Raw genomic sequence first — 25,772 nt, forward strand, 5'->3', positions numbered from 1 at the left:
CCAGCGGCCCTCGGCGACCGCCCGGGCGGGACTGTCGGAGGGGTCTGGTTCCATGAGGCCCATGCCTGCCGAGTTCGTCGTGTCGCGCCCGGTCGCCGAGCGCGCGCCGGCGCCGGCGCTCGACGACGCCCAGCGCGCGGTCGTCGACCACCGGGGCGGACCGCTGCTCGTGCTGGCCGGACCGGGGACGGGCAAGACCACGACCCTCGTCGAGGTCGTCGTCGAGCGACTCGAGACCGGCGAGCTCACGCCCGACCAGGTCCTCGTGCTGACCTTCAGCCGCAAGGCCGCCGGTGAGCTGCGCGACCGGATCGGGCGTCGCCTGCCGGGTACCTCGGCGACCGTCGCGGCCATGACCTTCCACGCGTTCTGCTACGCGCTGGTGCGCGAGTTCAGCGACCCCGAGGCGTTCACGGCACCGCCCGAGCTGATGACCGCGCCGGTCCGGGACGCGGTCGTCGCCGACCTGCTGCGCGGGCACGAGGTGTCGGCGTGGCCCGAGTCGCTGCGTGAGGCACTCGGCACGCGAGGTCTCGCGGCCGAGCTGCAGTCGTTCATGGCCGCCGCGGCGACCCGAGGTCTCGATCCCGGCGACGTCCGCGCCCTGGCCGCGGCCCACGACCGGCCCGAGTGGCACCGCGTCGCCGACGCGATCGAGGAGTACCTGCAGGTGATCGACCTGCAGAACCTCACCGACTACACCGACCTCGTCACGCGCGCGGCGGGCATCGCCGCCGACCCCGCGCACCAGCGACTCCTGCGTGAGCGGTTCCGGCTCGTGGTGGTCGACGAGTACCAGGACACCGACCCCCTGCAGGTTCAGCTGCTGCACGACCTCGCCGGCGATGGACGCGATCTCGTCGTCGTGGGCGACCACGACCAGGCGATCTACGGATTCCGTGGCGCCGATCCCACCGCGATCACGCGGTTCCCGGCGCAGTTCGCCGTCGCCGGCACTCCGGCCCCCACGATCGCGCTCACCGCGACGCGCCGGTTCGGTCCGCGCATCCTCGCCGCGGCGAACGTGGCGCTCGGCGACCCTCCGGTGCCGCCCGGACTCGACCTCGAGGCCGCGCGTCGGCACCGGGGCCTGCGATCGGTGGCCGACCACGAGGGTGACGTCGAGGTCGCGACCTACGCCTCGGCCACCGCCGAGGCCGAGCACATCGCCGCGATGCTGCGGCGGGCCCATCTCGACGACGGGCTGCCGTGGTCCGACATGGCGGTCCTCGTGCGCACCGGCGCCGACCTCACCCGACTGCAGCGGATCCTCGTCCCGGCCGGAGTCCCGGTGGAGGTCGCCGGCGACGAGGTGCCGCTCGTCGCCGAACCCGCCGTCCGGGCCCTGCTGCTGGCGCTCGAGTCGGCCGAGCAGATCGCGCGCGACGAGCCGCTCGACCCGGAGCCCGCCGAGGCCCTGCTCACCGGACCGCTCGCGGTCCTCGACGGGCCGGCACTGCGTCGGTTGGGTCGCGCCCTGCGCCGTCGCGATCCGGAGTCCCCGTCCACCGAGCTCGTCGCCGCCGCGCTGCGCGACCCTGCCGCGCTCGGGCTCGACACCGCCGATCCCGCGACGGCCGACGCGGTCGAGTCCGCCCGCGCGCTGGCCGATCTGCTCGCCCGGGCGGCGGCCGTGCTGCGCCGCGGCGAGCCGCCGGAGCAGGCGCTGTGGCTGTTGTGGAGCGGCACCCGGTGGCCCGAGCGACTGCGCGAGCAGTGGCGGTCCGGGGCCGAGGGCCGGCTCGCCGCCGACCGCGACCTCGACGCGGTGTGCGCGCTGTTCCGGCACGCGGCCCGCGCCGAGGAGCACGGCCGCCGTCGCGATGCCACGAACTTCGTCGCCGAGCTGCGGGCCCAGCAGATCCCGGCCGACCAGCTCGAGTCCACGGTCGCGCGGCCCGACGCCGTCCGGCTCATGACCGCCCACCGGTCGAAGGGCCTGGAGTGGCCGCTCGTGGTGGTCGCCGGTGTGCAGGCCGAGCGTTGGCCGGACCTGCGCCTGCGTGGCAGCCTGCTGCGCACCGAACAGCTCGACGGTCCGGCGATCGTGCCCGGCGCGCGTGGCGAGCGACTGCGCGAGGAGCGGCGCCTGTTCTACGTCGCGTGCACGCGGGCGACGCGCCGGCTCGTGGTCACGGCCGTCCAGACCCCGACGGACGACGGCGACCAGCCGTCCCGGTTCGTCACCGACCTGCTCGCCGCAGGTTTCGGCCCGACGGACGCGCAACTGTTGCCCCTCGGTCGGCCGGCGCGACCGGTCTCGCTGCGCGGCGTCGTCGCCGAGTTGCGCCGCACGGGCGAGCAGACCGACGATCCCGCCCTGCGCGACGAGGCGGCCCGGATGCTGGCCGAGGTGGCGCGCTCGGGGCTGCCGGTCGCCCGGGCGGCGCATCCGGACCGCTGGTGGGGCCTGGCGCCGTCGACACGGGCCGAGACGCCGTGGCGTCCCGCGGACGAGCCGCTGGCGCTGTCGGGCTCGGCGGTCGAGGGCATCACCGCCTGCTCGCTGCGCTGGTTCCTCGGCCGTGAGGCGCACGGCGAGTCCGCGTCGACGTCCGCGCAGGGCTTCGGTTCGATCGTCCACGCGATCGCCGCCGACGTCGTGCGCCGCGACGTCGAGCCGGTCGTCGCCGAGCTCGTGGAGCGTCTGGACGAGGTCTGGCACCGACTCGACCACCAGGCCGCGTGGCTCGGCGAGCGCGAGCGCGAGGCCGCCCACGAGACGCTCGCCCGCTTCGCGCGGTGGCACGTCCACAACCCTCGCACGGTGCTCGCGGCCGAGCACGAGTTCCGCACGACCCTCGTCGTCGGCGGCGAGGAGGTCCTCCTGCGTGGCTCGATGGACCGCGTCGAGATCGACGCCGAGGGCCGGGTCCACGTCATCGACTTCAAGACCAGCCGCAACGCACCGTCCCCGCGCAAGATCGCCGAGCACGCCCAACTCGGCGTCTACCAGGTCGCGGTCGAGCACGGCGCCGCCGCCGACCTCGGCGTCGAGGCCGCGCGGTCCGGAGGGGCCGAGCTGGTCCAGCTGCGCACGGGTGCCGGGGCGAAGGATCCCGGCGCGCCGAAGGTCCAGCCGCAGGCCGCCCCCTCGGAGTCGGTCGAGGCGCCGTTCTTCGCGGTCGAGCTGCTCGCCGCGTCCGCCCGCACGGTGCGCGACGAGCACCTCGTCGCACGACCCAACGAGCACTGTGGCTTCTGCGACTTCCAGTGGCTGTGCCCGACGGTCAGCGGTCCGGCCGTGGGAGGTGTGTCGTGACGCGTCTCGTCCGCGACACCGAGCACCTCAAGCAGGTGCTCGAGATCCCCTTCAGCGAGCAGCAGCTCGAGGCGATCACGGCCGATCCGGCCTTCCCGCAGGCGATCATCGCGGGCGCCGGCGCCGGCAAGACGGCCGTCATGGCTGCCCGCGTCGTGTGGCTCGTCGGCCACCTGGGCCTCGAGCCCGACCGCATCCTGGGCCTGACCTTCACGTCCAAGGCGGCGGCCGAGCTGGCGGGTCGGGTTCGCGATTCGCTCGAGCGGGTGGGGGACTTCTCCGAGTACGGCGAGCCGACCGTGTCGACCTATCACGCCTTCGCCGGCACCCTGATCGCCGAGCACGGCCTGCGGCTGGGGATCGAGTCCGACCTGCGCGTCCTGGCCGACGCCACCCGGTTCCAGATCGCCGCCCGGGTCGTCCGCCGGCACGACGGGCCGTTGCGGCACGTCTCGGCGTGGCTGCCGACCGTGATCGGGGACGTCCTCGAGCTCGACGGCCAGCTGTCCGAGCACCTCGTCGACCCCGAGACGCTGCGCGCCTTCGACGCCGACACGATCGCCCGCGTGGAGTCGGTCGAGAAGCCGCTCGTGTGGCACCGCGAGGTGGCCCAGGCCTGCCGCAAGCGCGACGAGCTGAGCGTGCTCGTCGAGGAGTACCGCGCCGCGAAGGCCGACGCCGGAGTCATGGACTTCTCCGACCAGATGGGCTTCGGTGCACGCCTCGCGAAGCTTCCCGAGGTCGGCACATCGCTGCAGGAGAGGTTCGATGCGGTGCTGCTCGACGAGTACCAGGACACGTCGGTGGCCCAGCGCGACCTGCTGCAGGCGTTGTTCGCCGGCCGTCCGATCAGCGCCGTCGGCGACCCGGCGCAGGGCATCTACGGGTGGCGGGGTGCGGCGTCGGGCAATCTCACGGCGTTCCTCGACGACTTCCCGCGCGCCGACGGCGGACGCGGCCGCCTGTTCAGCCTCGACGTCACGCGACGCTGCGCGCCGGAGATCATCGACCTCGCCGGACACGTCGCGCGCGGCTACTACGCCTCGCCCGGCGTGGCCGAGGTCGTCACGCCACTGCGTGCGGCACCGCAGAACCCGTCCGGCGAGGTCTCGGTCGCCTTGCACCGCGGCGTGTCCGACGAGATCGAGGCACTCGTCGACCTCGTGGCCGACGCCGTCGAGCGGGGCGTGCCACGGCGCGAGCTCGCCGTGCTGGTGCGCACGACCAACGAGAACCCCGAGATCGTCCGGGCGCTGCGCGACCGCGGGCTGCCCGTCGAGATCGTCGGCCTCACCGGTCTGCTGCTGCAGCCCGAGGTGGTCGACGTCCTCTCGGTGCTCGCGGTCCTCGACGACGTCACCGCCAACCCCGCCGTGCTGCGTCTGCTCACCGGGCCGAGGTGGCGCATCGGCGATCGCGATCTCGCGCTGCTGGGGCAGCGCGCCGCCGCGCTCGGCCGACTCTGGCGCGACCGCCCCGAGGTGGATCCGGGCGACGCCGAGGCGGCGTTGCGCGCGGCACTGGACGATGCGACCGCCGGCGTGGACCCGACCGAGATCGTCTCGCTCGCCGAGGCCGTCGAGGACCCGGGCGACGGCCCCTTCTCGGCCGAGGCGCGGACACGGTTCGCCGATCTGGCGGCGATGCTGCGGCGGCTGCGCCGGCACGCCCACGAGCCGCTGCTCGACCTGGCCCGACGGGTCGTGTCCGAGCTCGACCTCGACGTCGAACTGGCCGTCGCCGGCACGCCCACCGACAACCTGGCCCTGCTCATGGACGCGATCGGCGACTACGCCCAGCACGATCGGTACGCCTCCCTGCCGGGTCTGCTGGCGCACCTCGACGCCGAACGCGAGTTCAACGAGGGGATGGAGTTGAGTGCGCCGTCGGACGCCGACTCGGTGAAGCTGCTGACGATCCACAAGGCGAAGGGGCTCGAGTTCGACGAGGTCTTCGTGCCCTTCGTCTCCGGCACGGTATTCCCGTCCTCCCGGGGTCGTTCGCGCTGGCCCACCGTCGCCAAGGCGCTGCCGGCGCCGTTGCGTGGTGACGCCGACTTCGTGCCCCGGCTCACCGAGTTCACGAGTGGCGCGAAGAAGCAGTTCGAGGACGACACCCGTCAGGACGCCCTGATGGAGGAGATCCGCCTGGCCTACGTCGCGTTCACGCGCGCCCGCCGTCGCCTGCACGTGAGCGGGCACCGCTGGGGCCGCACGCAGATCAAGCCGCGTGCGGCATCGGCGTTCCTCGTCGACGTCCGCGACTGGCTCGCCGCGCGTGGCATCGAGCCGATCGTGTGGTCCGAGGAGCCGGCCGAGGACGAGGGCAATCCCCACCTCGTCGACCAGAGCCTGCCGTGGCCCGTCGAGCTGGGCTCGTTCGACCGCCGGCGCGTGCTGGCCGACGACGTCCAGCGGCACCTCGCCGCCGAGGAGGCGCTGCCGCTCGCGGTCGACGAGCGGCTCGCGGCCCTGCGCACGGACCTCGACCTGCTGCTCGAGGAGGCCCGGGCCCGCGCCGACCACGAGATCCGGGTCGAGCTGCCCGCATCGGTGTCGGCCACCGATCTGCTCGCCCTCGCCGAGGACGAGCAGGCCTTCGCGCGTCGACTCGCCCGGCCGATGCCGCGACAGCCCTCGCCCGCCGCCCGGTTCGGCACCCGCTTCCACGCGTGGGTGGAGGCCAGGTACGGCCAGCAGACGCTGCTCGACCCGGACGACCTGCCGGGACGTGCGGACGCCGACGTCGTCGACGAGTCCGATCTGCAGGCGCTCAAGGAGGCGTTCGAGTCCGGGCCGTTCGCCGGTCGAGAGCCGGTCGCGGTCGAGGTGCCCTTCAGCCTGCGCCTCGGCGGCCAGCAGGTGGTCGGCCGGATCGACGCGGTGTTCGCCACGACGGACGCCGACGGCAGCCCGGGCTTCGAGGTCGTCGACTGGAAGACCAACCGGGCCGCCGATGCCGACCCGCTCCAGCTGGCCATCTACCGGCTCGCGTGGGCCGAACTGCACGGAGTCGACCCCGAGCGCGTCCTCGGCACGTTCCATTACGTGAGGCTCGGCGCGTCCCGGACCATCGACGACCTGCCCGACCGTCCCACGCTCGAGCGTCTGCTCGGGTTAACGTGAGGCGTGAACTTCGCCTTCGAGCGCGCTCGGCACGACCGGGCCGGCAACCTGCGCAAGCAGGAGGGCCTGTGGAAGACCCCCGATCTCAAGGTCCTGGTCCTCGGCGGTGAGCACGTCGCCACGATCGACGGTCCGGCCCTTCGCTGGGTCGCGGTGGACGAGGCGCCCGACGGCGAGTGGATCCTGCTCGGCGACCAGGACGGTCACCGGTATGCCGCCGTGGCCGTGCAGCGGGTGCCGCAGGAGCTCGGTCCGGTCAGCATCCGCACGCTCGCGCCGCTGCTCGACGAGAACGAGTTGTCGCTGGCGATCCACGCGGTCGGTCTCGCGCGGTGGGTCCAGTCGCACACGTACTGCTCGCAGTGCGGCGAGTACCTCTACACGAGCCAGGCCGGGCACCTGCTGAACTGCCCGGGCTGCGGGGCCCAGCACTTCCCGCGCACCGACCCGGCCGTCATCATGCTCGTCACCGACGCCGACGACCGCGCCCTGCTGGCGCGCAACCCGGCGTGGCCACCGGGCCGGTTCTCGACGCTGGCCGGCTTCGTCGAGCCGGGCGAGACGCTCGAGGACGCGGTGCGCCGCGAGGTCGCCGAGGAGGTGGGGGTCGTCGTCGGCGAGACCAGCTACCGGTCGAGCCAGCCGTGGCCGTTCCCGCAGAGCCTCATGCTCGGCTTCCGGGCCGTGGCCGAGACGACCGACTTCACCCTCGACGGCGACGAGATCGCCGAGGCCCGCTGGTTCACGCGCGACGAGCTGCGCGCGGCGTGCGAGTCCGACGAGATCGGCCTGCCGCCGCCGAAGGTCTCGATCTCTCGCTGGCTCATCGAGGACTGGTACGGCGGCGAGCTGCCCGGCGGCTGGGCCTAGCGCCGAGCAGCGGGAAGGTCGGTCTGCGCGAGGTCGTCGCCGACGAACATCAGCGGCTCACCGGACTCGCTGGCCAGCGCGTAGGCGAAGCAGTCACCGAAGTTGAGTCGTGCCCGTATCAACTGCGCGACGGCGGCGCTCCCGAACGGTGTCGGGCGCGGTGTGCCCGGCCCGAGCCGGAGGTCGACCCATGTCCACCAACGAAGCCCTCATCGGCGTCCGTGGCGCCCACCGCCTGACGCCCGCCCGCGAGTTGCTCCACGCCGAGCCGTCCGTCCTGATGGGCGTCGACGCCGCCGCGCAGGCGGCGCTGCTGAAGCTCGACGTCCGCACCGTCTTCGACCTCGCGACCTCGGCCGCGTTCGCGGCGGCCGCGAGGCTGTCGACGGTCGCCGGCAACCCGACCAGTCCGCTGTACCAGCAGGGCGCCGCGACGAGTGATCTGATCCAGGACTCCGCCACCGCGATCCCCGTCGCCGAGCTCGCGGGCCAGCCGATCTCCGTGCTCCAGGCGATCCCGGCCGCCGACGCCGATGGGATCGCCACGGCACTGGACGTCGCCTCGATCCAGGAGCTGGCCGACTACCCGCCGTACCTCGCCGCGATCAGGCTGCTCGATGCGGTGTTCTTCCCCGAGAACGCGCCGGACCACGACCCCGAGCGCCCCGCCGACCTCGTTCCCGTCAGCGGCCAGTACCCGACCGAGCGGGTCCAGTACAGCTCACTGCTGATGGACGAGATCAGCACCGCCGACGACGAACAGATCAACATTCTCGATCCCGCGTTCGTCCCGCTGGACCTCGCGGCGCTGACCGCCGCCGACAAGGGGTTCAGCCGGGTGGCGTTCGGGGCGTTGCTGACGTTCACGCAGTCGTGGTTCGCGCAGGGCGTCACGCTCGGACAGCTGCTGCACAGCACGGCCCTCGCACCGGGAGAGAGCACCCGGATCGCGGTCGTCGACTGGACCCGCCGCAGTCGCGCCGGGGAGACCGAGACGATCAGCGAGGTCGACGACGTCTCGCAGGAGGCCGAGCACAACCGGGCGATCAACGAGGTCACGAACGCCGTCGCGACGGAGGCGCAGGAGGGCTTCTCGGAGTCCAACACGAGCGCGAGGTCCAGCGAGTCCGCCGTGTCGGTCGCGGCGGAGATGTCGGCGCCCCTCGGCGGACTCTTCGGCGGACCGAGCGGATCGATGGGTGCGACGAAGAGCTCGGCCTCGTCCTCCTCGCACGCCGACTCGTACTCCTCGAGCTTCGGCCGCCGCGAGGTCGGCTCGAGCATGATGCAGCAGGTCAACGACCGCACGCACCAGCACGCGCACTCGAGTCGCAACCGCCGGGCCTCCGTGGTCAAGGAGGTCGCCCAGTCCGAGCACGAGGCGGTCAGCACGCGTGTGATCGCCAACTACAACCACATGCACGCGCTGACGGTGCAGTACTACGAGGTCGTGCAGGTCTACCGGATCGAGACCGCCGTGACGCGCGCCGACAAGGTCGTGTTCGTGCCCGTCGCGCTGCCGGACTTCTCGTCGGTGGACGTCGTCCGGCGGTTCCGGTCGGTGCTGACGCGGGCGGCGCTGACGATCGAGATGCGCGAGGCGCTGCGCAATCTCGACGTGGTCGAGCTGGCGCCCGCGAAGGAGACCCAGTTCTCGGTGTTCGACGGGCCGCTGAAGGACATCGTGAGCGATGCGCTCGTCAACCGGGCCGCCCGCACCGTGCTGGTCCGAGCGGCCGTGGCGGCCGAGCCCGCCGACGAGGCCACACCGGCGGAGGCGTCCAAGGCCGAAGCGCTCGACGTGCGGTCCACCGCGCTCAGTGCCTCGGGGTTGCTGGGCGAGGCCACCTCGGACGCGACCCGCGTGCGGCTCTCGGAGGCCACGCCGCTGATGGCCCGCGTGACGTCGAAGCTGTGGCTCGACGACCAGGTGACCCGGCTGGCGGGGCTGCTGAGCATTCCGCTGCTGCGCCCCGCGAGCCCGGCGATGTACCTGCCGACGGACGTGCTCGTCGAGGGCGCCACCGCGACCGCCTCGGTAGGACAGGCGACCGTCGTCTACACGCTCGCGTCAGGGGCCGAGGACCGCGAGATCAGCCCCACCGACCCGATCCGGATGAGCGAGCTGCGCAAGATCTCGGTCACCGCCGCGTCGGCCGAGCAGGACGTCCAGGTCTCGGTGACGCTGACCGTCAACCGCAACGGCGTCCGGTTCCCGCTGCGGCTGCCGGACGTCACCGTGAAGCGCGGCGCCCGACGGACCGCACCGGTCGTCGACGTCACCCCCGGCGGCGTGAGCGCCAACATCGTGGAGCACCTGAACCAGAACAAGCTGCACTACGCGCAGGCGATCTACCGGTCGCTCGACGCGTCGCAGGTGGCGATGCTGCTGGCCGGTCACACGATCGACGTGGGCAACCGGGAGGTGCCGCTCGCGCAGGTCGTCGACCCGAAGCCGATCCGCTACGTGGGCAACTACCTCGCCTTCGCGATGAACGTCGAGCCCACGGATCCGGACTGGGCCGCCTGGCTCAAGGAGCACGGCGTGGTCCTCGGACGGCCGCGCGAGGACCTCGTCCCCCTCGGCACGGGCGGCACGTTCGCCGAGGCCGTGCTGGGCCGGTCGAACTGCGCCGAGAAGCTCGACATCACGCGCTTCTGGAACTGGCAGGACTCGCCCATCCCGCTCGTGCCGACCGAGATCGCCGACGTCCAGACGGGCAGCCGGGCGACCGCCGAGGACACCTCGCCGGGTCAGCTCAGCGCCCCCATCGTCAACCTCACGACGCCGACGACGCTGCCCGACCCCGTCGGCACGGCCGCGGTCCTCGGTGCCATCCAGAACGGTCAGATGTTCCGCGACATGAGTGGTCTGCAGGCCACGGTGGGCCTGGCTCAGGCGGCCCTGCAGGCGACGGCCGCCGGCGCGACGGCAGCGGGCCAGCAGGCCGGCACCAACATGAACTCGCTGCTGACGGCCAACACCGAGCGGCAGCGCATCGCGGCGTCGATGATCACGGATCTGGCGAAGACGTACGCGTCGATGGAGACCGCGGGCCTGGCCGGCGGTGGCAAGGGCACGGCCTCGACCGACGGCGCGAAGATCAACTACTTCGACAAGACTGCGAAGTCCGGATCCACCGGCGCCGCCGACGGTGCGGCGGGAGCCGGAGGCTCGGGAGGCGGCACGGGTGGCACGGGTGGCACGGGGACGGGCGGCAGCGGCGTGACCGCGTCCGGCGGAGGCACGAGCGGGGGCGGTGAGGGCATCGAGTTCTCGCAGAACCCCGCCGCCCGGGCCGCGGTCGGGGAGGGTGGCGGCGGCCTGCTCGGCCGGATCATCGAGAAGCTTGGCGACGGGCTGGCCGAGTCGCCCGACTCGACGCCCCCGGCGGCGCGCACCGCGTGGCGGCACCTGACCGCAGCGCAGGTCATGGCCGACAAGGAGCGGGTCGCGAACAACCCGAACGACTTCAACCAGGGCGCGATCGGCCTGTGCACGGGTGCGGCCTTCTTCCACCACCTCGTCCAGCGCGACCCGATGGTGTGGCGCAACTTCGTCAACGCGATGTACGGCTTCGGCACGGGATTCCTGGGCCAGCTCAAGGTGACGGCGAGCGACGGTCTGCGCAGCACCAACTACGCAGCGCTGCTCTCGGCCCACAACGGCTTCCCGCCGCAGGGCGAGTGGATGGCGATGTGCGCGCTGCGCGACTCGGAGAACTTCGTCTTCACGTTCGACGGGACGCCGGAGGACACGTCCGACATGGCGACCTCGATGAAGGAGCTCGCCGGCTGGTACGAGGACACCGAGCTGTGGTCCTCCGTCACGACCGTCTCGGACACCACCCCGGCCGCGATCAAGGGCGTCAAGAAGACCGCGACGAACCAGGTCGCGATGTGGATCCGGCTGCCGCTGATCGGCGACAACCGCACGAGCACCCACATGATCACGATCGAGTCGCCCATCGTCATCGACGAGGCCGCCGACACCGTGACGTTCGACTACTGGACGTGGGCCCAGCCCGTGAAGACGCTCTCGACGACGTGGACGAGCCTCAAGGCGAACTTCCTCGGGGCGATCGTCGCCAAGAAGTAGCCGGCGGCGCGCGGTCGCGGGTCAGCGACCCAGGTGGGCCTTGACCTGCGCGACCGACGGGTTGGTGAGCGCGGTGCCGTCGGCGAACACGAGCGTCGGGACGGTCTGGTTGCCACCGTTGGCCTGCTCGACGATCAGCGCGGACTCCGGGTCCTGCTCGATGTCGACCTCGAGGAACTCGATCCCCTCACGCCCGAGCTGGCCCTTGAGTCGGTGGCAGTAGCCGCACCACGGGGTGCTGTACATCGTGAACTGCGCGTCGGTCATCAGGTTCCTTCCGGAGGGGGGAGAGCGTCTCCATCATCCTGAACGCGAACAAACGCGTGGCCATTCCGACCGACCGGCTACCGTCGAGACGGTCATGTTGCGCCTGTCGATCACGCTCGCCCTGCTCGTCGTGGCGACCGCTGCCTGCGAGGGATCCGGGGAGCCCAGACCGGCGGCTCGCCCGACCGAGTCCCGGGCGACCCAGACCCCGACGACTCAGACTCCGACGACCCAGACTCCGTCCCCGAGCCCGCCGTCCGCGTCGATGAGCCGGTCGGAGGCGACGCGGCTGCTGGTCCGCTCCGCGCCCCGCGGTCACGGTGCGCAGGTGCGCGAGGCGATCGCCGCGGGCGCCGACCTCGAGCGTCGCGACGCGCAGGGCCGCACGCCGTTGGTTGCCGCGACGAAGCAGGATCGGCCCGGCGTGGCGCGGCTGCTGCTGGAGGCAGGCGCCGATCCGGACGCGAAGGACGACCTGCAGGACTCGGCGTTCCTCTACGCGGGTGCCGAGGGGTTGACCGAGATCGTCCGGTTGACCCTCGCACACGGGGCCGACGTCCGCAGCACGAACCGTTTCGGGGGCACGGCGCTGATCCCCGCGAGCGAGCACGGTCACCTCGAGGTGATCCCGCTGCTGCTCGCCGCGGGCGTCCCGGTCGACCACGTCAACGACCTGGGCTGGACGGCGCTGCACGAGGCGATCGTGCTCGGCGACGGGTCGCCGAGGCAGGTCGAGACGGTGCGGCTGCTGCTCGAGGCGGGAGCGGACGTGACGATCCGCGATCGTGACGGGGTGCTGCCGCGCGACCTGGCCGCACGCCGTGGGTTCACCGACATCGTGGACCTCATCGACGCGCGGTGAGTCCGCCACCTAGCCTTGGCGCGTGAGGAGACGCCGTCGGGATGCGCCGTTCACGGTGCGATACGTCGCCCGGGCCACGGACGGGTCGTTGGACCAAACGCTGACGATCACGAACGCCACCGAGACCTCGGTGATCCCGACCCTGCGCTTCCGGCCCATCAACATGTACGGCATGCCGTTGCCGCACGTGGCCGCGATCGGTGTCAACGGCTCCCATGCGGGACGCGCGATCCTGCCGGCCGGCGGTGCGCTCGTCGACGTGCTGCGGTTCGACGGACAGGGCGCCGACCAGGTGCGCCACGTCGAGGTCGAGGTGGCCGAGGTCGAGGAGATCGACCTGCCCGGCCCCGTGCAGCCGTGCCGGTCGGTGATGATCGACCTCGACGAGAAGGCGACGGCCGACAGCGACGCGTTCTGGGGGATCGGTCTGGTCAACCCGAACCCGTTCGGGGTGACGATGCGCGTCTCGCTGCTGCGGCTGGAGGAGCCGCACCGCGACGATCCCCGCCAGGTCGAGCACGTCGTGACGATGCAGGACGACGTCGACCTGGCCTCGGAGTCGAACCACGTGATCTGGCTGCCCGAGGACGTGCGCGGACTGTTCCACGAGGTCGTGCACCACCTCGTGCCACCGAGCTACGTGTGAGCGCCGCAGGCTCTCCTGCGCGACCGACCCGGTGACCTCACAGGCCCAGGGCGAGCCTGAGGCCGTCGTCGACGCGGCGCATCGCGGTCGCCCCGAGCGCTCCGGCAGGCTCGACCAGTCTCGTCCGGTCGATCACGAGAGTCTGTGACACGTTGACGACGGAGGCCTTCGGCAGCCCTGCCGCATCGGGCTCGAGTTCGACGTTGCCCGGCGCCTCCGCCAGCCGCAGGTTGCTCGTGACGGCCGAGACGATCACCGTCGCGATGCGCGACCGGTTGAACCGGTCCGAGGAGACGACCAGGGTCGGCCGTCGGTACCCGGGTTCGGAGCCGACCGGATCGCCGAAGTCCACCCACCAGATCTCGCCGCGGCTCACCACTGCCAGTTCCCGGTGTCGATCAACGTCCGACCGGTGTTCGCCGGATGGGTCGGGGCGAGGTCGTCGGCCAGCGCGTCGAGGGCTCGGGTCACCGGGTCGTCCTCCTGGTGCTCGAGGAAGCTGCGCAGCGCCTGGGCGTACAACTGGGATCGGCTCCAGCCTCGGGCTGCGGCAGCGCGTTCCGCGTCGCGGAACACCTCGTCGGGGATCGAGACCGCGATCTTCACGGGATGAGTATAACCGGTATGAACCGTCCGGCGAAGTGCTGGCACGGGTCCTCCTGTGCGTCGATACGGTCGGTGACGGCAGCACCGTAGGCGCCCGCGCCGACATCGGACGTCGACGTCCTGTGACGAGCCGGTGATCTGTCCGCGCCGCCGACTACGCTGGTCGCTGCCGCGCTCGACGACCCGAATCGGAGACCATGCCCCACGCCGACGACCTGCTGGACGGACTCGACCCCGAGCAACGCGAGGTCGCCACGACCCTGAGGGGACCCCTGTGCGTCATCGCCGGTGCCGGCACCGGGAAGACGCGCGCGATCACCCACCGCATCGCGTACGGCACCGCGACCGGTGTCTACAAGCCCACCGAGGTGCTGGCCGTGACGTTCACGGTCAAGGCCGCGGGAGAGCTGCGTGAACGCCTGCGCACGCTGGGCGCGGCGGGTGTGCAGGCGCGCACGTTCCACTCCGCGGCCCTGCGTCAGGCCCGCTACTTCTGGCCGCGCGTCTACGGCACCGAGTTCCCGCAGATCCTGGAGTCGAAGTTCGCGTTCGTCGCCGAGGCGGCGCGGCAGGTCGGCATCCGTGGCGACCAGGCGCTGATCCGCGACCTCGCGGCCGAGGTCGAGTGGGCCAAGGTGTCGAACGTCCGGCCCGACGACTACGGCGCCGAGGCGATCCGCCGCCATCGCGAGGTCGGCTCCCTCGACCCGGGCGAGGTGGGCGCGATCCTGCGGGCGTACGAACAGGTCAAGCGCGACCGGGGCCGCATCGACATGGAGGACATCCTGTTGATCACGGCGGCGATCCTGGCCGACGACGAGGCGATCGGGGCCGAGGTCCGGCGCCAGTACCGGTGGTTCGTCGTCGACGAGTTCCAGGACGTCAACCCGCTGCAGTCGACGCTGCTCGACCTGTGGCTCGGCGGCCGCGACGAGGTGTGCGTCGTCGGTGATCCGCGCCAGACGATCTACACGTTCGCCGGCGCCTCGGCCAAGATCCTGGGCGACTTCTCCACCCGTCGGTTCCCGCAGGCCCAGCGGATCGAGCTCGTGCGCAACTACCGCTCCACCCCGCAGATCGTCGCGGCGGCCAACGAGGTCTTCGCGGGCAAGGGACCCTCGATCAACCTCGGCGTGCGACTGCAGTCGCAGAACACCGCGGGCCCGGCCGTCGACTACCGCCCGTTCCCGGACGAGCCCGCAGAGGCCGACGGGGTCGCCGAGCGGATCGCGGCGCTGCACCGGCAGGGCGTGCCGCACCGCGAGATGGCGATCCTGTACCGGATCAACGCCCAGTCCGAGGTGTACGAGGAGGCGCTCGGGCGGCTGCAGATCCCGTACTCCGTGCGCGGCGGCCAGGGCTTCTTCCAGCGTGCCGAGGTGCGCCAGGCGGTCACCCTGCTGCGTGGCTCGGCCCGCGCGGGCGAGGGCGCCGGTGCGTTGGCCGACGACGTCCGCGCGGTGCTGGCTGCGATGGACTTCAGCGAGAAGACCCCCGAGGGCCGGGGCGCGGTGCGCGACCGCTGGGAGTCGCTCATGGCGATCCTCACGATGGCGACCGACCTGGCCGAGGCCCAGCCCACCGCCGACCTCGCCGCACTCGTCGCCGACCTCGACCGGCGTGCCGAGCAGGCGCACGCACCCGCCACCGACGGCGTCACGCTGTCCACGCTGCACGCCGCCAAGGGCCTGGAGTGGGACGCGGTGTTCGTCGTCGGCGCGCAGGAGGGAACGCTGCCGTTCGTGCACGCGATCGACGACCCCGAGTCCGTCGAGGAGGAGCGGCGACTGTTCTACGTCGGCGTCACGCGCGCCCGCCGTCATCTCACGGTGTCGTGGTCGGCCGCGCGGAAGGCCGGGGGTCAGGCCCGTCGCAAGCCCAGCCGGTTCCTCGATCGCCTGCTGCCGCCCGAGGTCCGCACGACGCGGCCGGCCAAGCGCAAGGTCGGGCTTCCCGAGCAGCCGGTCGACTACGACGAGGCGCTGTTCGAGGCGCTCCGGACGTGGCGCAAGGAGGTCGCGACGGCCGAGAGCAAGCCCGCGTTCACGGTCTTCAACGACGCCACCCTGAAGTCGATCGCCGCGACCAAGCCCCGCAACCCGGGATCGCTCATCACCGTCCCGGGCGTGGGCCAGGCCAAGCTGGAGAAGTACGCCGACGCGGTCCTGGCGATCGTCGCCGACCACTAGGTGAGGTGATCTCGATACGCCGGCTCGTTCCTCGCCGTGCTACTCGATCACCGAGCCGGCCGGACCGGTGATCGAGTAGCGACGAGCGAAGCGAGCCGCGTATCGAGATCCCGGCAGGATGCGAGGCGGGAGGGCTATTCGAAGCCGGGCAGCGACTCGGCGACGATGCCGCGGAAGTGGGCCGTCGCGCCCAGTTGGCACAGCACGCCGATGCCGCCGGCCCACACCCGGTGGATCAGCAGGTAGGACGGCGGGATGTTCAGCTTGAGCGCCGTCGACATCCCCTCCGGGCCCGGGGCGGCGATCCGCTGACTCTGGCGGCGCAGCCACCCGCGGTCGAAGGTGAAGGTCTCCTCGATCACGGGCTCGACGAGCGGAGCGAGGTACCGCTCGAGGACGTCGGTCTCGACGCGCGTGCCCGGCTTGAGGAAGCCCTCGTCGCGCAGGCCGGCGACCACGGCGTCGTAGTCGTTCTCGGCGGCGGAGCGCAGCAGGGGTCCGATCGGCGCCGGCAGGCCATCGGGCAACCGGGCCACGGCCCCGTAGTCGACGACGCCGAGCCGGCCGTCGGGCAGCACCCGGAAGTTGCCCGGATGCGGGTCGGCGTGCAGCAGGCCGGCGCGTGAGGGACCCGCGAACAGGAACCGCACGTAGATCTCGCCGAGCCGGTCCTTCTCGGCCTGGTCGTCGCCGGCGATGACGTCGGCCAGCGAGCGGTCGCCGGGCAGCCAGCGCGAGACGAGAGCCCGCGAGGTGTGCGCGTAGGGGTAGGGGACGACGATGTCGGGATCGTCCTGGAAGGCCTTCGCGAAGGTGGCCTGCGCCTGGGCCTCGAGCGAGTAGTCCAGCTCCTCGGCCACCCGGTCCTGCAGCTCCGTGACGAGCGCCTTGACGTCGAGGTTGGGCGCGAGTGAGCCGAGCAGTCGTGCGAGCCGGCCGATCTGGCGCAGGTCGGACATCAGCGCCTCGCCCGCACCCGGGTACTGCAGCTTGACGGCGACCTCGGTCGGCTCGGTCTCGGGGGTCGGCACCCACCACGAGTGGTGCACCTGTCCGATGGACGCCGCGGCGGCGGGGACGACGTCGAAGTCGGGGAACTGCTCGGGCCAGTCGTCCCCGAACTCGCGCGCCATGACGCGACGGACCGTGGCCGGACCCATCGGCGGCGCGGCGTCCTGCAGCTTCGTGAGCGCCTCGCGGTAGGGGGCGGCGATCTCCTCGGGCAGCGCGGCCTCGAAGACGCTGAGCGCCTGGCCGAACTTCATGGCGCCGCCCTTGAGCTGGCCCAGGACGCTGAACACCTGGTCGGCCGTGCGGCGCTGGACGTCGGTCACGACGGCCGCGGCGGGCGCCCCGACGAGCCGGCGACCGATGCCCCACGTCGTGCGGGCGGCGAACCCGGCCGGCAGGCTGGCCAGCCGCGCACCACGGCGCAGCGCGGATCCGCTCAGCGGAGTCTCACGCGCGTCGTCCTGGTCGTCGTCGGCCACGCGGTCAGGATAGTGGCGAGCTCGCAACCGGGCCGGTCACGCGACCAGCAGGGCGCACGGGCAGCCCGGTGCGAAGGGAACGGGGCGCACGGCGGAGTCGTGGTGCCCGGGCCCCAGCGACAGCACGGCGCCGGTGGTCGAGGGCCGCTCACCCGCGGCGAGGCACTCCAGCTGGTGCAGCACCTCGCCGGCTGCGCGCAGCAGCAGTCGGTGCGGCAGCCCTTGCGGCAGCAGTCGAGGGCGCTCGAACTGGGGCAGGAGCGCCGACCAGGCCGGATCGTCGACGGCGAGCAGCTCGTCGAGGCAGCCCAGGCACGACGTCGCGCCCGGGACGACGAGCGGCCCGATCCGGACGCGTCGCTCGTCGATCACGACCGGCAGGTGCGCGACGCCGGCGATGCGCAGGCTCTCGATACCCGAGCGGGCCGGTTCGCCCGCGCTCACCAGCACCTCGACGTCGGGGTCGATCCCGGCCGGGCCGAGCGCCTCGGTCAGCCGTGCGGCGAGCCAGTCGGTGGACCGGTCGTGGCGGACGGCGACGCGCAGGGCGTGCTCAGGCGGACGCGGGTCGACGACGGCCCCCGCGGCGACCAGGCGGGTGATCGTGCCGGCGAGGTCTCCGGTGAACTCGGGGACGTCACGAGCGACGACCTCGGCGAGCCGGGGGAGCGGCAGCGATCCGTCGAGCAGGCGCAGGACGCGTCCCAGACCCGGCTCGTCACGCACCCGGAAGCCGGGAGCCGTGCCGATCTGGAGGGTGGCGCGGTCGCGCCGCAGGAGCAGCGCACCGGGGGCGAGCATCGGACCGGTCGTGGCGGGCTCGCGCAGTGGTCGGGGTGCCGGCATGGCCCCATCGTGGCGGAGCGGGCCGGCGCGCGGGCGGCTGGTCCACAGCCGCCCGCGAGCGCGTTTCAGGCCTTGCCGAGGATCCGGTTGAGCTTCGTGCCGCAGACCGGGCAGACGCCCTTGGCCATGCGGGTGCCCTTGTCGCTGACCTGGACCTCGCCGGTCGTCTCGCGCTTGTCCTTGCACTTCACGCAGTAGAACTCGCCCGTCCATGTCTCCGCCATCACGGCCTCCTTGCCGAGGGTGTGCCGCCTGATGTGGCACAGATCACGTTCAGCCTAGGGCCAAAACGCCCGCTGGCAAGGGTGAGGCCCTCGTCCGGCGCGCCTTCCCCTTGCGCGCCGAGCGAGGGCCTCGACAGGGCTCAAGGTAGGACGCGGGATTCGGCTCGGTCAATGGGTCGTTCGGGTGACTTTCCACGGCCTGTGGACAACCTTGGGGACAACGTGTGGGGAAGGTCTCCCGGGGTGTGGAGAGACCTGTGGACGACGCGCCTCGCCTGTGGACGGCCCCGGGTGTCGGATCCGGGGCCTACCGTTGTCGCATGGCCGAGATCGAGGTGCGCCGCAGCGCGCGCAGGACCCGCACCGTGTCGGCCCGTCGCGAGGGCGATCTTACGATCGTCATGGTGCCCGCGCGCATGTCGCGCGCCGAGGAGGAGCGCGTCGTCGCCGACATGGTCGCCAAGCTCGACGCGCGCGAGCGACGGCGCACGGTCGGTCGTGGCGACGCCGAGCTCGAGCAGCGGGCGGCCCGGCTGGCGGCGCGCTACGTGCCCGAGGCGCCGGCACCCGCGTCGGTGCGCTGGGTCACGAACCAGAACCAGCGCTGGGGATCGTGCACTCCGGTCGACCGCACGATCCGGATCTCGCACCGCATGCAGGACATGCCCGACCACGTCGTCGACGCGGTGCTCGTGCACGAGCTGACGCACCTGGTCGTGTCGGGCCACGGCCCGCGCTTCGACGCGATCGTCAGGAGGTACCCACGCCTGGACGAGGCGATGGCGTTCCTCGAAGGCGTGACCTGGCAGCGGCGACGAGACTCCTGACCGAGTCGTCGGTCCCCTCCGGCAGGGCGTCGACGGCGAACCAGCGCACCTCGTCGGACTCGTCCGAGCACTGCGGCTCGGCGCCCGGGGGAGCGACGGCGACGAACTGCACGTCGAGGTGGTGACCACCCTCGTGGCAGCGGACGGGGTGTCGCGACAGCCGCACCGGCTCCGGGACGATCGTGAGATCCGCGATCGCGGTCTCCTCGGTGGCCTCCCGCAGCGCGGCCGCCACGATCGAGGCGTCGCCGGGCTCACAGTGGCCGCCGGTCTGCAGCCATCGCCCGAACTTCGGGTGCAGCACGAGTGCGACGCGGTCGTGCTCGGCCGACACCACGAGCGCGCTGGCCGTGACGTGGTCGGGTGCGCAGGACCGGGCGCCGGGCTCGTCGAACCCCTCGGCGTGCGCGACGAAGAGCTCGCGCAGTGCGTCCTGGTCGTCGTCCGGGGGCGTCCACCCGGCCAGCACGTTCCGGATGTCGGCGGTCAGTTCCCTCACGACTCGGACGGGCCCGCGTCCGGCTCGCCCGCACCGCCGAGCAGCTCGTTCAGGGCGGCGTCGAAGTCCGCATCGCTGAGCTCACCCACCTGGGTCTCGGCGAAGCCGAGCGGATCGTCGAGGTCCGCGATCGTGGGCAGCAGATCGGGGTGCGTCCACACGGCGTCGCGGGCCGCGGCACCGCGCCGGTCGCGCAACGCCGACCACAGGTTGGCGGCGTCGCGAAGTCGCCGCGGACGCAGCTCGAGGCCCACGAGCGAGGCGAACGTCTCCTCGGCGGGTCCGCCGGTCGCGCGGCGGCGGCGCACGGCCTCGGCCAGGGCGGTCGCGGCGGGCATGACCTCGGCGGTGGCCTGGGCGACGACCTCGTCGACCCAGCCCTCGACGAGCGCCAGCAGCAGCTCGAGGCGCTCCTTGGCGCGCTCCTGCTCGGGGGTCGGCTGGGGATCGAACAGCCCGCCGGACAGTGCCTCCTGCATCGCGGCCGGGTTGCTCGGGTCGATCGAGCCCATCTGCTCCTCGATCGCGCTGACGTCGATCCGGATGCCGCGCGCGAAGTCCTCGATCGCGCCGAGCACCGCCTGGCGCAGCCACGGCGCGTGCGCGTACAGCCGGTGGTGGGCGCACTCGCGCAGCATCACGTACAGCAGCACGTCGGACTCGGCGGCCTCGAGGTCACGCGCGAAGGCGGCGACGTTGTGCGGCAGCACGGCGGCGGTGTGCTCGGGTCCGAGCGGCAGTCCGACCTCGGTCGAGGAGAGCACCTCGGTCGCGAGCCCGCCGATCGCCGAGCCGAGCTGCTGGCCGAACATCGCGCCCCCGGCCTGGTTCAGCATGCCGACGAGCGGACCGGCCATCGCCTTGGCCTCCGCGGGCAGGGCGTCGGCCATCGAGGTGACGACGTGCTGCGCGATCGGCTCGACCATGACCTGCCATGTGCCCATCGTGCGCTCGACCCACTCGGCGCGGCTCCACACGGCGGTGGAGGTGGTGCCGGAGGGCAGGTCGGTGACCTTGTCGAGCCACATCTCGGCGAGCCGGGTGGCATCGGTCGCGGCGCCGGTCTGACCGGCGTGCGGCGTCGGGTCGTCGCCGGCGGCGGCGACGGCGTGCCGTGCGACGTCGGTGGCGAGCGCGTAGTTCACGGTGCCCTCGTGCGGCTCGAACATGCGCTGCATCTGCGACATCATCTGGCCGAGGTCGAAACCGCCTCCGGCCAACTGCCCGAACAGCGCCTCGAGCGGCGTGCCCTTGAACGGGTTCTGCGGGTCTTCCTCAGGTACCTCGGCCATGCAGCAAGCCTAGGCCGTCGCCCCTGAATCGCGGTGACCGTGCGGCGCACCCCGCGGGTGCCGTGGGTCCGGGGTTCTAGGGTGTCGGTGTGTCGAACCCCCTGCGGCTGAGTCGCCGCAACCTCTCGCTGACCGTCGCGGTCTCGATCCTCGTGCTGCTGACGTGTCTCGTGTCGTTCCTGCCCGTCCCGTACGTCACGATGCGGCCCGGGCCGGTGTTCAACACGCTGGGCGAGATCGACGGCGAGCCGATGCTCACGTTCGGCGACGACGTCACGACGTACCCGACCAAGGGCCGGCTCGACTTCACCACCGTCTCGGTCACCCGGGCCGAGTCGCGGATGTCGCTCGTGGCGGCGCTCCAGGGCTGGATCAACCCGGACGTCGCGGTGGTCCCGCACGACTTCCTCTACCCGGACAACCAGACGAACGCGCAGTCGCAGGCCGAGGGTGCCGCGCAGCTGGCCAGCTCGCAGGACTCGTCCAAGGCGGCAGGCATGCGCGCCGCCGGCTACGAGGTGACGGAGGTGCCCAAGGTGTCCGCCGTCGCGCCGGACGGGCCGGCCCAGGGCAAGCTCGAGGCGGAGGACCTGATCACGTCGGTCGACGGCGCGAAGGTCACGTCGCAGCAGGCGGTCGCCGACCAGATCAGCGGGCGCAAGCCGGGCGAGGACGTCACGATCGGCTACACCCGCGACGGCAAGCCCGGCAGCGCCACGATCACGACGGTGGCGATGGACGACGACCCCGACAAGGCCCGGATCGGCATCGCGGTCGGCACCGGATTCGAGTTCCCGATCGAGGTCGAGAACCACATCGGCGACCGGGTCGGCGGCCCGAGCGCCGGCACGATGTTCGCGCTCGCGATCTACGACGAGCTCACACCCGGAGCACTGACCGGCGGGCAGAACGTCGCGGGAACGGGCACGATCGATCCCGAGGGCACGGTGGGCGCGATCGGCGGCGTTCGGCAGAAGATGGCCGGCGCGGCCGCCGCGGGCGCGGACATCTTCCTCGTACCGGCCGACAACTGCCAGGAGGCGACCAGTGGTGGTGACTTCGACATGACACTCGTCAAGGTGGCGAAGCTGCAGGACGGGATCGACGCGATCTCGGCACTCGCGAAGGATCCCGACGCGAAGGTGTCCTCGTGCTCGGCGTGACGGGCGACGGCGTCGGCGAGGACTCGCCGGTCCGCCACGCGGCGCTCGAGGTCGAGCACCACGTGGGCGACGCCGGCTGGGACCAGCCGCCGCGACTGTTCGCGCTCGTGCTCACGGCCGACCTGCTGCGGGCCCAGCCCGAACTGGCCGACCAGCTCGGCGCGCCCGACTCGTACACCCCGATCGAGCAGGAGCTGCCCCCCGGCCGCGAGGTCGAGGACCTGCTCACCGAGATCGGCTGGCCGCCGGAGGTCGACGGCTGCGCCGTCGTGATGGAGCGGCTGACGTTGCCCCCCGAGGCGGAGGCAGGGCTGCCCGACGAGCCCGCGGCCGCCGCCGCGTACGCGGCGGGCCACCCCGATCGTCAGGAGATGCGGATCGTCGCGGCGGTGCTGCGCGACGGCTCCGAGCACGCCGCGGTGCGACCTCGCGTCCCGCAGGACTCCCCGCTCATCGAGGGCCCCGGGCTGCTGCCCGGACTCGTCGCCGCGATGCGCGAGACCCTCGCCGACGAACTGGCGTGATGCGCGCGGGGCCCGTGATGCACACCACCCCGTAGGCTGGCGCCACCAGACGCACGCCCGTGAGCCAGGAGAACCGTGAGCGACATCTTCGGATCGATCCCCCCTCGACGCGAGCCCGAGCCGGGTTCCCACCGGCGTCGCCGTGTGCTCATCCCGACGTTCGTCACGCTCGCCCTGCTGTTGATCCTCGGGTCGGTGTTCGTCAACCTCTGGACCGAACGGCTCTGGTACGGGTCGGTCGACTTCCAGGGCGTCTTCACGAAGGTGCTGACCACCCGGGCGCTCATGTTCGTCGTGTTCGCGCTCCTGGGCGGTGCGGCGATCGGCGTGAACGTGTGGCTCGCCCACCGGAACCGCCCCAACCCGCTCGGTCTGCGCCGCGACGACCCCGCGGCCCGGTACCGGCTCGCGCTCACGCCGGTCGTCAAGCCGGCCTGGTGGGTGCTGACGGTGGTCGTGGCGTTCTTCGCCGGCATCATCGGCGCCAGCCGCTGGGAGTTGTTCCAGCTGTGGCGCCACGGCACGCCGTTCGGCCAGAAGGATCCGCACTTCGGCATGGACGTCGGCTTCTACGTCTTCGACCTGCCGTGGTTCCAGTTCCTCGTGTCGTTCGCCTTCGGCCTGCTGCTGATCGCGCTCGTCGCGGTCGCGTTCGTCCAGTACGTCTTCGGCGGGATCCGCTTCTCCGGTCGGGGTCCGCAGTTCAGCCGGGCCGCGCAGGTCCAGGTGGCGGTGCTGGCCGGCCTCGCGATGCTCGTGCGGGCCGCGTCGTACTGGCTCGACCGCTATGCGATGGCCGTCGGCACCGACGGTCTCTTCGACGGCATCGGCTACACCGACGCGAACGCGCGCATCCCCAGCAAGAACATCCTGATCGCGGTCGCGATCCTGTGCGCGCTCATGTTCTTCTCGACGATCTTCCTGCGGTCGTGGACGCTGCCGCTCATCGGGCTGGGCCTGTGGTTCGTCACGTCGCTGCTGATCGGCACCCTGTGGCCGGCGATCATGCAGCGCTTCCAGGTCGACCCCTCCGAGCCCGACCGCGAGGGCCAGTACCTCGAACAGAACATCAAGGGCACGCGCGCCGCCTACGGGGTCGACGGCGTCCAGACCCAGGACTACTCGGCCAAGACCGAGCTGACGCCGCAGGAGCTCAACGCCTCGGCGGAGTCGCGGGTGAGCACGCGACTGCTCGACCCGACGCTCATCTCGCCGGCGTTCACGCAGCTGCAGCAGGTGCGTGGCTACTACACGGTGCAGTCGACGCTCGACGTCGACCGCTACGCGATCGGCGACGACCCGCAGCCGCAGGACGTCATCATCGCCGCGCGCGAGGTCGATCTCGACGGCCTGCAGGAGTCGCAGCGCACGTGGTCGAACGACCACACCGTGTACACCCACGGCTACGGCGTGATCGCGGCGTACGGCAACAAGCGGGGTCCGCAGGGCGAGCCGGTCTGGGTCGTCAAGGACATCCCGCCGGAGGGCCAGATCGAGTTCGAGGACGCGCCGCGGATCTACTTCGGCGAGAAGTCGCCCGAGTACTCGCTCGTCGGGCGGCCCGACGGCGCCGAGCCGATCGAGGTCGACACCCCGCGTGGCGGTGGCTCCACCGACGACGCGGGAACCGGGGACACCTCGGCGAACACGTACGACGGCAAGGGCGGCGTCGCGATGGGCAGTCTGGCGCGCCAGGTGCTGTACGCGTTCAAGTTCGCCGAGCCCAAGCTCGTGCTGTCGGACCGCGTCAACGAGAACTCCAAGATCATCTACGACCGGCACCCGCGCGACCGGGTCAAGAAGGTCGCCCCGTGGCTCACCCTCGACGGTGACACCTACCCCGCGGTCGTCGACGGCAAGATCGTCTGGATCGTCGACGGCTACACGACGAGCAAGTCGTACCCGTACTCGGAGTCCCGGTCGCTGGCCGCGGCCACGAGCGACACGCTCACGGAGGGCACGAGCCAGATCGCGCTGCCGACCGATCAGGTCAACTACATGCGCAACTCCGTGAAGGCCGTCGTGGACGCGTACGACGGCACGGTCACGCTGTACGAGTGGGACACGAAGGACCCGATCCTCAAGACGTGGGAGAAGGTGTTCCCCGGCGTCGTGGAGCCGAAGTCCGCGATCAGCGACTCGCTGCTCGACCACTTCCGCTACCCGGTCGACCTGTTCAAGGTCCAGCGTGACGTCCTGAGCCGCTATCACGTGACGAACGCCCAGACGTTCTACGAGGATGGCGAGCGCTGGAAGATCCCCGAGGACCCGTCCAGCGGCGGGGGCACGAAGCAGCCGCCGTACTTCCTCACGACCAGCCGGCCCGGCGAGGAGCAGTCGCGGTTCAGCCTGACGAGCGTGTACCTGCCCAACAACCGGCAGAACCTCGCGTCGTTCATGAGCGTGAACTCCGAGGCGTCCGACACCGAGAACTACGGCAAGCTGCAGATCCTCGAGCTGCCGAGTGACACGCGCGTCGGCGGCCCGAACCAGATCGCCGCGCAGTTCGAGTCCGACGCCGGCGTCCGGGCGGCCCTGCTGCAGTACGAGCAGTCGCAGAACACCCGCATCCTGCGCGGCAACCTGCTGACGCTGCCGGTCGGTGGCGCGATGCTCTACGTCCAGCCGATCTACATCCAGCGCGTCGGTGAGGGCTCGTACCCCGTGCTGCAGCTCATCACGGCGACCTTCGGCGATGGTGTCGGCGTCGGCCAGACGCTCGACGAGGCGCTCAAGGACGCGCTCGACCTCGCTCCCGACAGCACACCCGGCTCGGGCGGCGACACGGGCGGCGGTGGCGACACCGGTGGTGGCACGGGCAGCGCGAACAAGTCGGCCGACGAGCACCTCAGCGATGCGCAGCGCTACTACGACCAGGCGCAGGCGGCGCTCAAGGCGGGCGACCTGGCGACGTACCAGGCACGCATCGACGACATGGCCCAGGCGCTGGAGGCGGCGCAGAAGGCGCTGGAGGAGTAACC

General features: G+C 72.0%; 20 protein-coding genes. 11 read left to right on the plus strand and 9 right to left on the minus strand.

From position 1 onward, the window contains the following. Positions 1-61: 61 nt before the first annotated feature. The 3 genes from ACT26F_RS01605 to nudC are packed head-to-tail and all read left to right on the plus strand — an operon-like array spanning position 62 to position 7,257. Positions 62-3,262 carry an ATP-dependent helicase gene (locus ACT26F_RS01605; RefSeq protein WP_471668726.1) on the plus strand — a complete coding sequence of 1,067 codons (3,201 nt, stop codon included), beginning with the start codon at positions 62-64 and terminating at the stop codon, positions 3,260-3,262. Continuing rightward, positions 3,259-6,387 (plus strand): UvrD-helicase domain-containing protein, encoded by a 3,129-nt coding sequence (locus tag ACT26F_RS01610; protein ID WP_471668727.1) that lies wholly within the window; start codon positions 3,259-3,261, stop codon positions 6,385-6,387. The genes ACT26F_RS01605 and ACT26F_RS01610 overlap by 4 nt, the downstream gene beginning before the upstream one ends. 3 nt (positions 6,388-6,390) lie before the next feature. Then, entirely contained in the window at positions 6,391-7,257 is an 867-nt protein-coding gene (gene nudC, locus ACT26F_RS01615) for an NAD(+) diphosphatase (protein ID WP_471668728.1), read from the plus strand. Here nudC and ACT26F_RS01620 read toward each other — a convergent pair. Then, on the minus strand, positions 7,254-7,379 hold the full coding sequence (locus tag ACT26F_RS01620) for a hypothetical protein (protein ID WP_471668729.1): 126 nt from the start codon (positions 7,377-7,379) through the stop codon (positions 7,254-7,256). The two genes, nudC and ACT26F_RS01620, sit on opposite strands and share 4 nt — an antisense overlap. A 68-nt stretch (positions 7,380-7,447) precedes the next feature. Between ACT26F_RS01620 and ACT26F_RS01625 the strand changes: the two genes are divergently transcribed. Beyond that, a complete protein-coding gene (locus ACT26F_RS01625; protein ID WP_471668730.1) occupies positions 7,448-11,356 on the plus strand; it encodes a hypothetical protein in 3,909 nt (1,302 codons plus the stop codon). Between the two features lie 21 nt (positions 11,357-11,377). Here the strand turns inward: ACT26F_RS01625 and ACT26F_RS01630 are convergent, their stop codons facing one another. Then, positions 11,378-11,623 (minus strand): mycoredoxin, encoded by a 246-nt coding sequence (locus ACT26F_RS01630; protein ID WP_471668731.1) that lies wholly within the window; start codon positions 11,621-11,623, stop codon positions 11,378-11,380. Positions 11,624-11,717: 94 nt separating this feature from the next. Between ACT26F_RS01630 and ACT26F_RS01635 the strand changes: the two genes are divergently transcribed. Next, positions 11,718-12,485, plus strand: a complete 768-nt coding sequence (locus ACT26F_RS01635) for an ankyrin repeat domain-containing protein (protein WP_471668732.1) — start codon at positions 11,718-11,720, stop codon at positions 12,483-12,485. Positions 12,486-12,507: 22 nt separating this feature from the next. Continuing rightward, positions 12,508-13,131, plus strand: coding sequence for a hypothetical protein (locus ACT26F_RS01640; RefSeq protein WP_471668733.1), 624 nt, complete (start codon positions 12,508-12,510; stop codon positions 13,129-13,131). A gap of 37 nt (positions 13,132-13,168) precedes the next feature. Here ACT26F_RS01640 and ACT26F_RS01645 read toward each other — a convergent pair whose 3' ends face one another. Both ACT26F_RS01645 and ACT26F_RS01650 read right to left on the minus strand, forming a co-directional pair. After that, positions 13,169-13,507, minus strand: coding sequence for a type II toxin-antitoxin system PemK/MazF family toxin (locus tag ACT26F_RS01645; RefSeq protein ID WP_471668734.1), 339 nt, complete (start codon positions 13,505-13,507; stop codon positions 13,169-13,171). Further along, the gene (locus ACT26F_RS01650) at positions 13,504-13,737 is read right to left on the minus strand and encodes a hypothetical protein (protein WP_471668735.1); all 234 of its coding nucleotides are present in this window, start codon (positions 13,735-13,737) and stop codon (positions 13,504-13,506) included. Before ACT26F_RS01650 ends, ACT26F_RS01645 begins: the two co-directional genes overlap by 4 nt. Positions 13,738-13,934: 197 nt before the next feature. Here ACT26F_RS01650 and ACT26F_RS01655 point away from each other — a divergent pair, with 197 nt between their 5' ends. Continuing rightward, entirely contained in the window at positions 13,935-15,926 is a 1,992-nt protein-coding gene (locus tag ACT26F_RS01655) for an ATP-dependent helicase (protein WP_471668736.1), read from the plus strand. 134 nt (positions 15,927-16,060) lie between these two features. On the opposite strand, the gene ACT26F_RS01660 is transcribed toward ACT26F_RS01655, so the two are convergent. From ACT26F_RS01660 to ACT26F_RS01670, 3 genes are all read right to left on the minus strand, one after another. Beyond that, the gene (locus ACT26F_RS01660; RefSeq protein WP_471668737.1) at positions 16,061-17,416 is read right to left on the minus strand and encodes an ABC1 kinase family protein; all 1,356 of its coding nucleotides are present in this window, start codon (positions 17,414-17,416) and stop codon (positions 16,061-16,063) included. A gap of 36 nt (positions 17,417-17,452) precedes the next feature. Next, complete coding sequence (locus ACT26F_RS01665) at positions 17,453-18,262, minus strand: hypothetical protein (protein WP_471668738.1); 810 nt, start codon at positions 18,260-18,262, stop codon at positions 17,453-17,455. A 65-nt stretch (positions 18,263-18,327) separates the two neighbouring features. Continuing rightward, positions 18,328-18,486, minus strand: coding sequence for a DUF5679 domain-containing protein (locus ACT26F_RS01670; RefSeq protein WP_471668739.1), 159 nt, complete (start codon positions 18,484-18,486; stop codon positions 18,328-18,330). Positions 18,487-18,806: 320 nt separating this feature from the next. Between ACT26F_RS01670 and ACT26F_RS01675 the strand changes: the two genes are divergently transcribed. Beyond that, positions 18,807-19,313 carry a M48 metallopeptidase family protein gene (locus tag ACT26F_RS01675; RefSeq protein WP_471668740.1) on the plus strand — a complete coding sequence of 169 codons (507 nt, stop codon included), beginning with the start codon at positions 18,807-18,809 and terminating at the stop codon, positions 19,311-19,313. Here the strand turns inward: ACT26F_RS01675 and ACT26F_RS01680 are convergent. Beyond that, positions 19,237-19,812: an NUDIX hydrolase gene (locus ACT26F_RS01680; RefSeq protein WP_471668741.1), complete on the minus strand. Its 576-nt coding sequence runs from the start codon at positions 19,810-19,812 to the stop codon at positions 19,237-19,239. The genes ACT26F_RS01675 and ACT26F_RS01680 overlap by 77 nt on opposite strands. Next, positions 19,809-21,104 (minus strand): zinc-dependent metalloprotease, encoded by a 1,296-nt coding sequence (locus tag ACT26F_RS01685; RefSeq protein WP_471668742.1) that lies wholly within the window; start codon positions 21,102-21,104, stop codon positions 19,809-19,811. The genes ACT26F_RS01680 and ACT26F_RS01685 overlap by 4 nt, the downstream gene beginning before the upstream one ends. An 89-nt stretch (positions 21,105-21,193) precedes the next feature. Here ACT26F_RS01685 and ACT26F_RS01690 point away from each other — a divergent pair, with 89 nt between their 5' ends. From ACT26F_RS01690 to ACT26F_RS01700, 3 genes are all read left to right on the plus strand, one after another. Continuing rightward, positions 21,194-22,267 carry a YlbL family protein gene (locus ACT26F_RS01690; protein WP_471668743.1) on the plus strand — a complete coding sequence of 358 codons (1,074 nt, stop codon included), beginning with the start codon at positions 21,194-21,196 and terminating at the stop codon, positions 22,265-22,267. After that, the gene (locus ACT26F_RS01695; RefSeq protein ID WP_471668744.1) at positions 22,255-22,791 is read left to right on the plus strand and encodes a PPA1309 family protein; all 537 of its coding nucleotides are present in this window, start codon (positions 22,255-22,257) and stop codon (positions 22,789-22,791) included. The genes ACT26F_RS01690 and ACT26F_RS01695 overlap by 13 nt, the downstream gene beginning before the upstream one ends. 75 nt (positions 22,792-22,866) lie before the next feature. Then, on the plus strand, positions 22,867-25,770 hold the full coding sequence (locus ACT26F_RS01700) for a UPF0182 family membrane protein (RefSeq protein ID WP_471668745.1): 2,904 nt from the start codon (positions 22,867-22,869) through the stop codon (positions 25,768-25,770). Positions 25,771-25,772: the final 2 nt, after the last annotated feature.

The sequence above is a fragment of the Aeromicrobium sp. SP1 genome (assembly GCF_055663785.1).

Coding starts and splice junctions, on each gene's coding strand:
- ACT26F_RS01630 (WP_471668731.1), bottom strand. CDS start 11,623: ATGACCGACGCGCAGTTCACGATGTACAGCACCCCGTGGTGCGGCTAC.
- ACT26F_RS01675 (WP_471668740.1), top strand. CDS start 18,807: ATGGCCGAGATCGAGGTGCGCCGCAGCGCGCGCAGGACCCGCACCGTG.
- ACT26F_RS01655 (WP_471668736.1), top strand. CDS start 13,935: ATGCCCCACGCCGACGACCTGCTGGACGGACTCGACCCCGAGCAACGC.
- ACT26F_RS01635 (WP_471668732.1), top strand. CDS start 11,718: ATGTTGCGCCTGTCGATCACGCTCGCCCTGCTCGTCGTGGCGACCGCT.
- ACT26F_RS01685 (WP_471668742.1), bottom strand. CDS start 21,104: ATGGCCGAGGTACCTGAGGAAGACCCGCAGAACCCGTTCAAGGGCACG.
- ACT26F_RS01625 (WP_471668730.1), top strand. CDS start 7,448: ATGTCCACCAACGAAGCCCTCATCGGCGTCCGTGGCGCCCACCGCCTG.
- ACT26F_RS01605 (WP_471668726.1), top strand. CDS start 62: ATGCCTGCCGAGTTCGTCGTGTCGCGCCCGGTCGCCGAGCGCGCGCCG.
- ACT26F_RS01670 (WP_471668739.1), bottom strand. CDS start 18,486: ATGGCGGAGACATGGACGGGCGAGTTCTACTGCGTGAAGTGCAAGGAC.
- ACT26F_RS01665 (WP_471668738.1), bottom strand. CDS start 18,262: ATGCCGGCACCCCGACCACTGCGCGAGCCCGCCACGACCGGTCCGATG.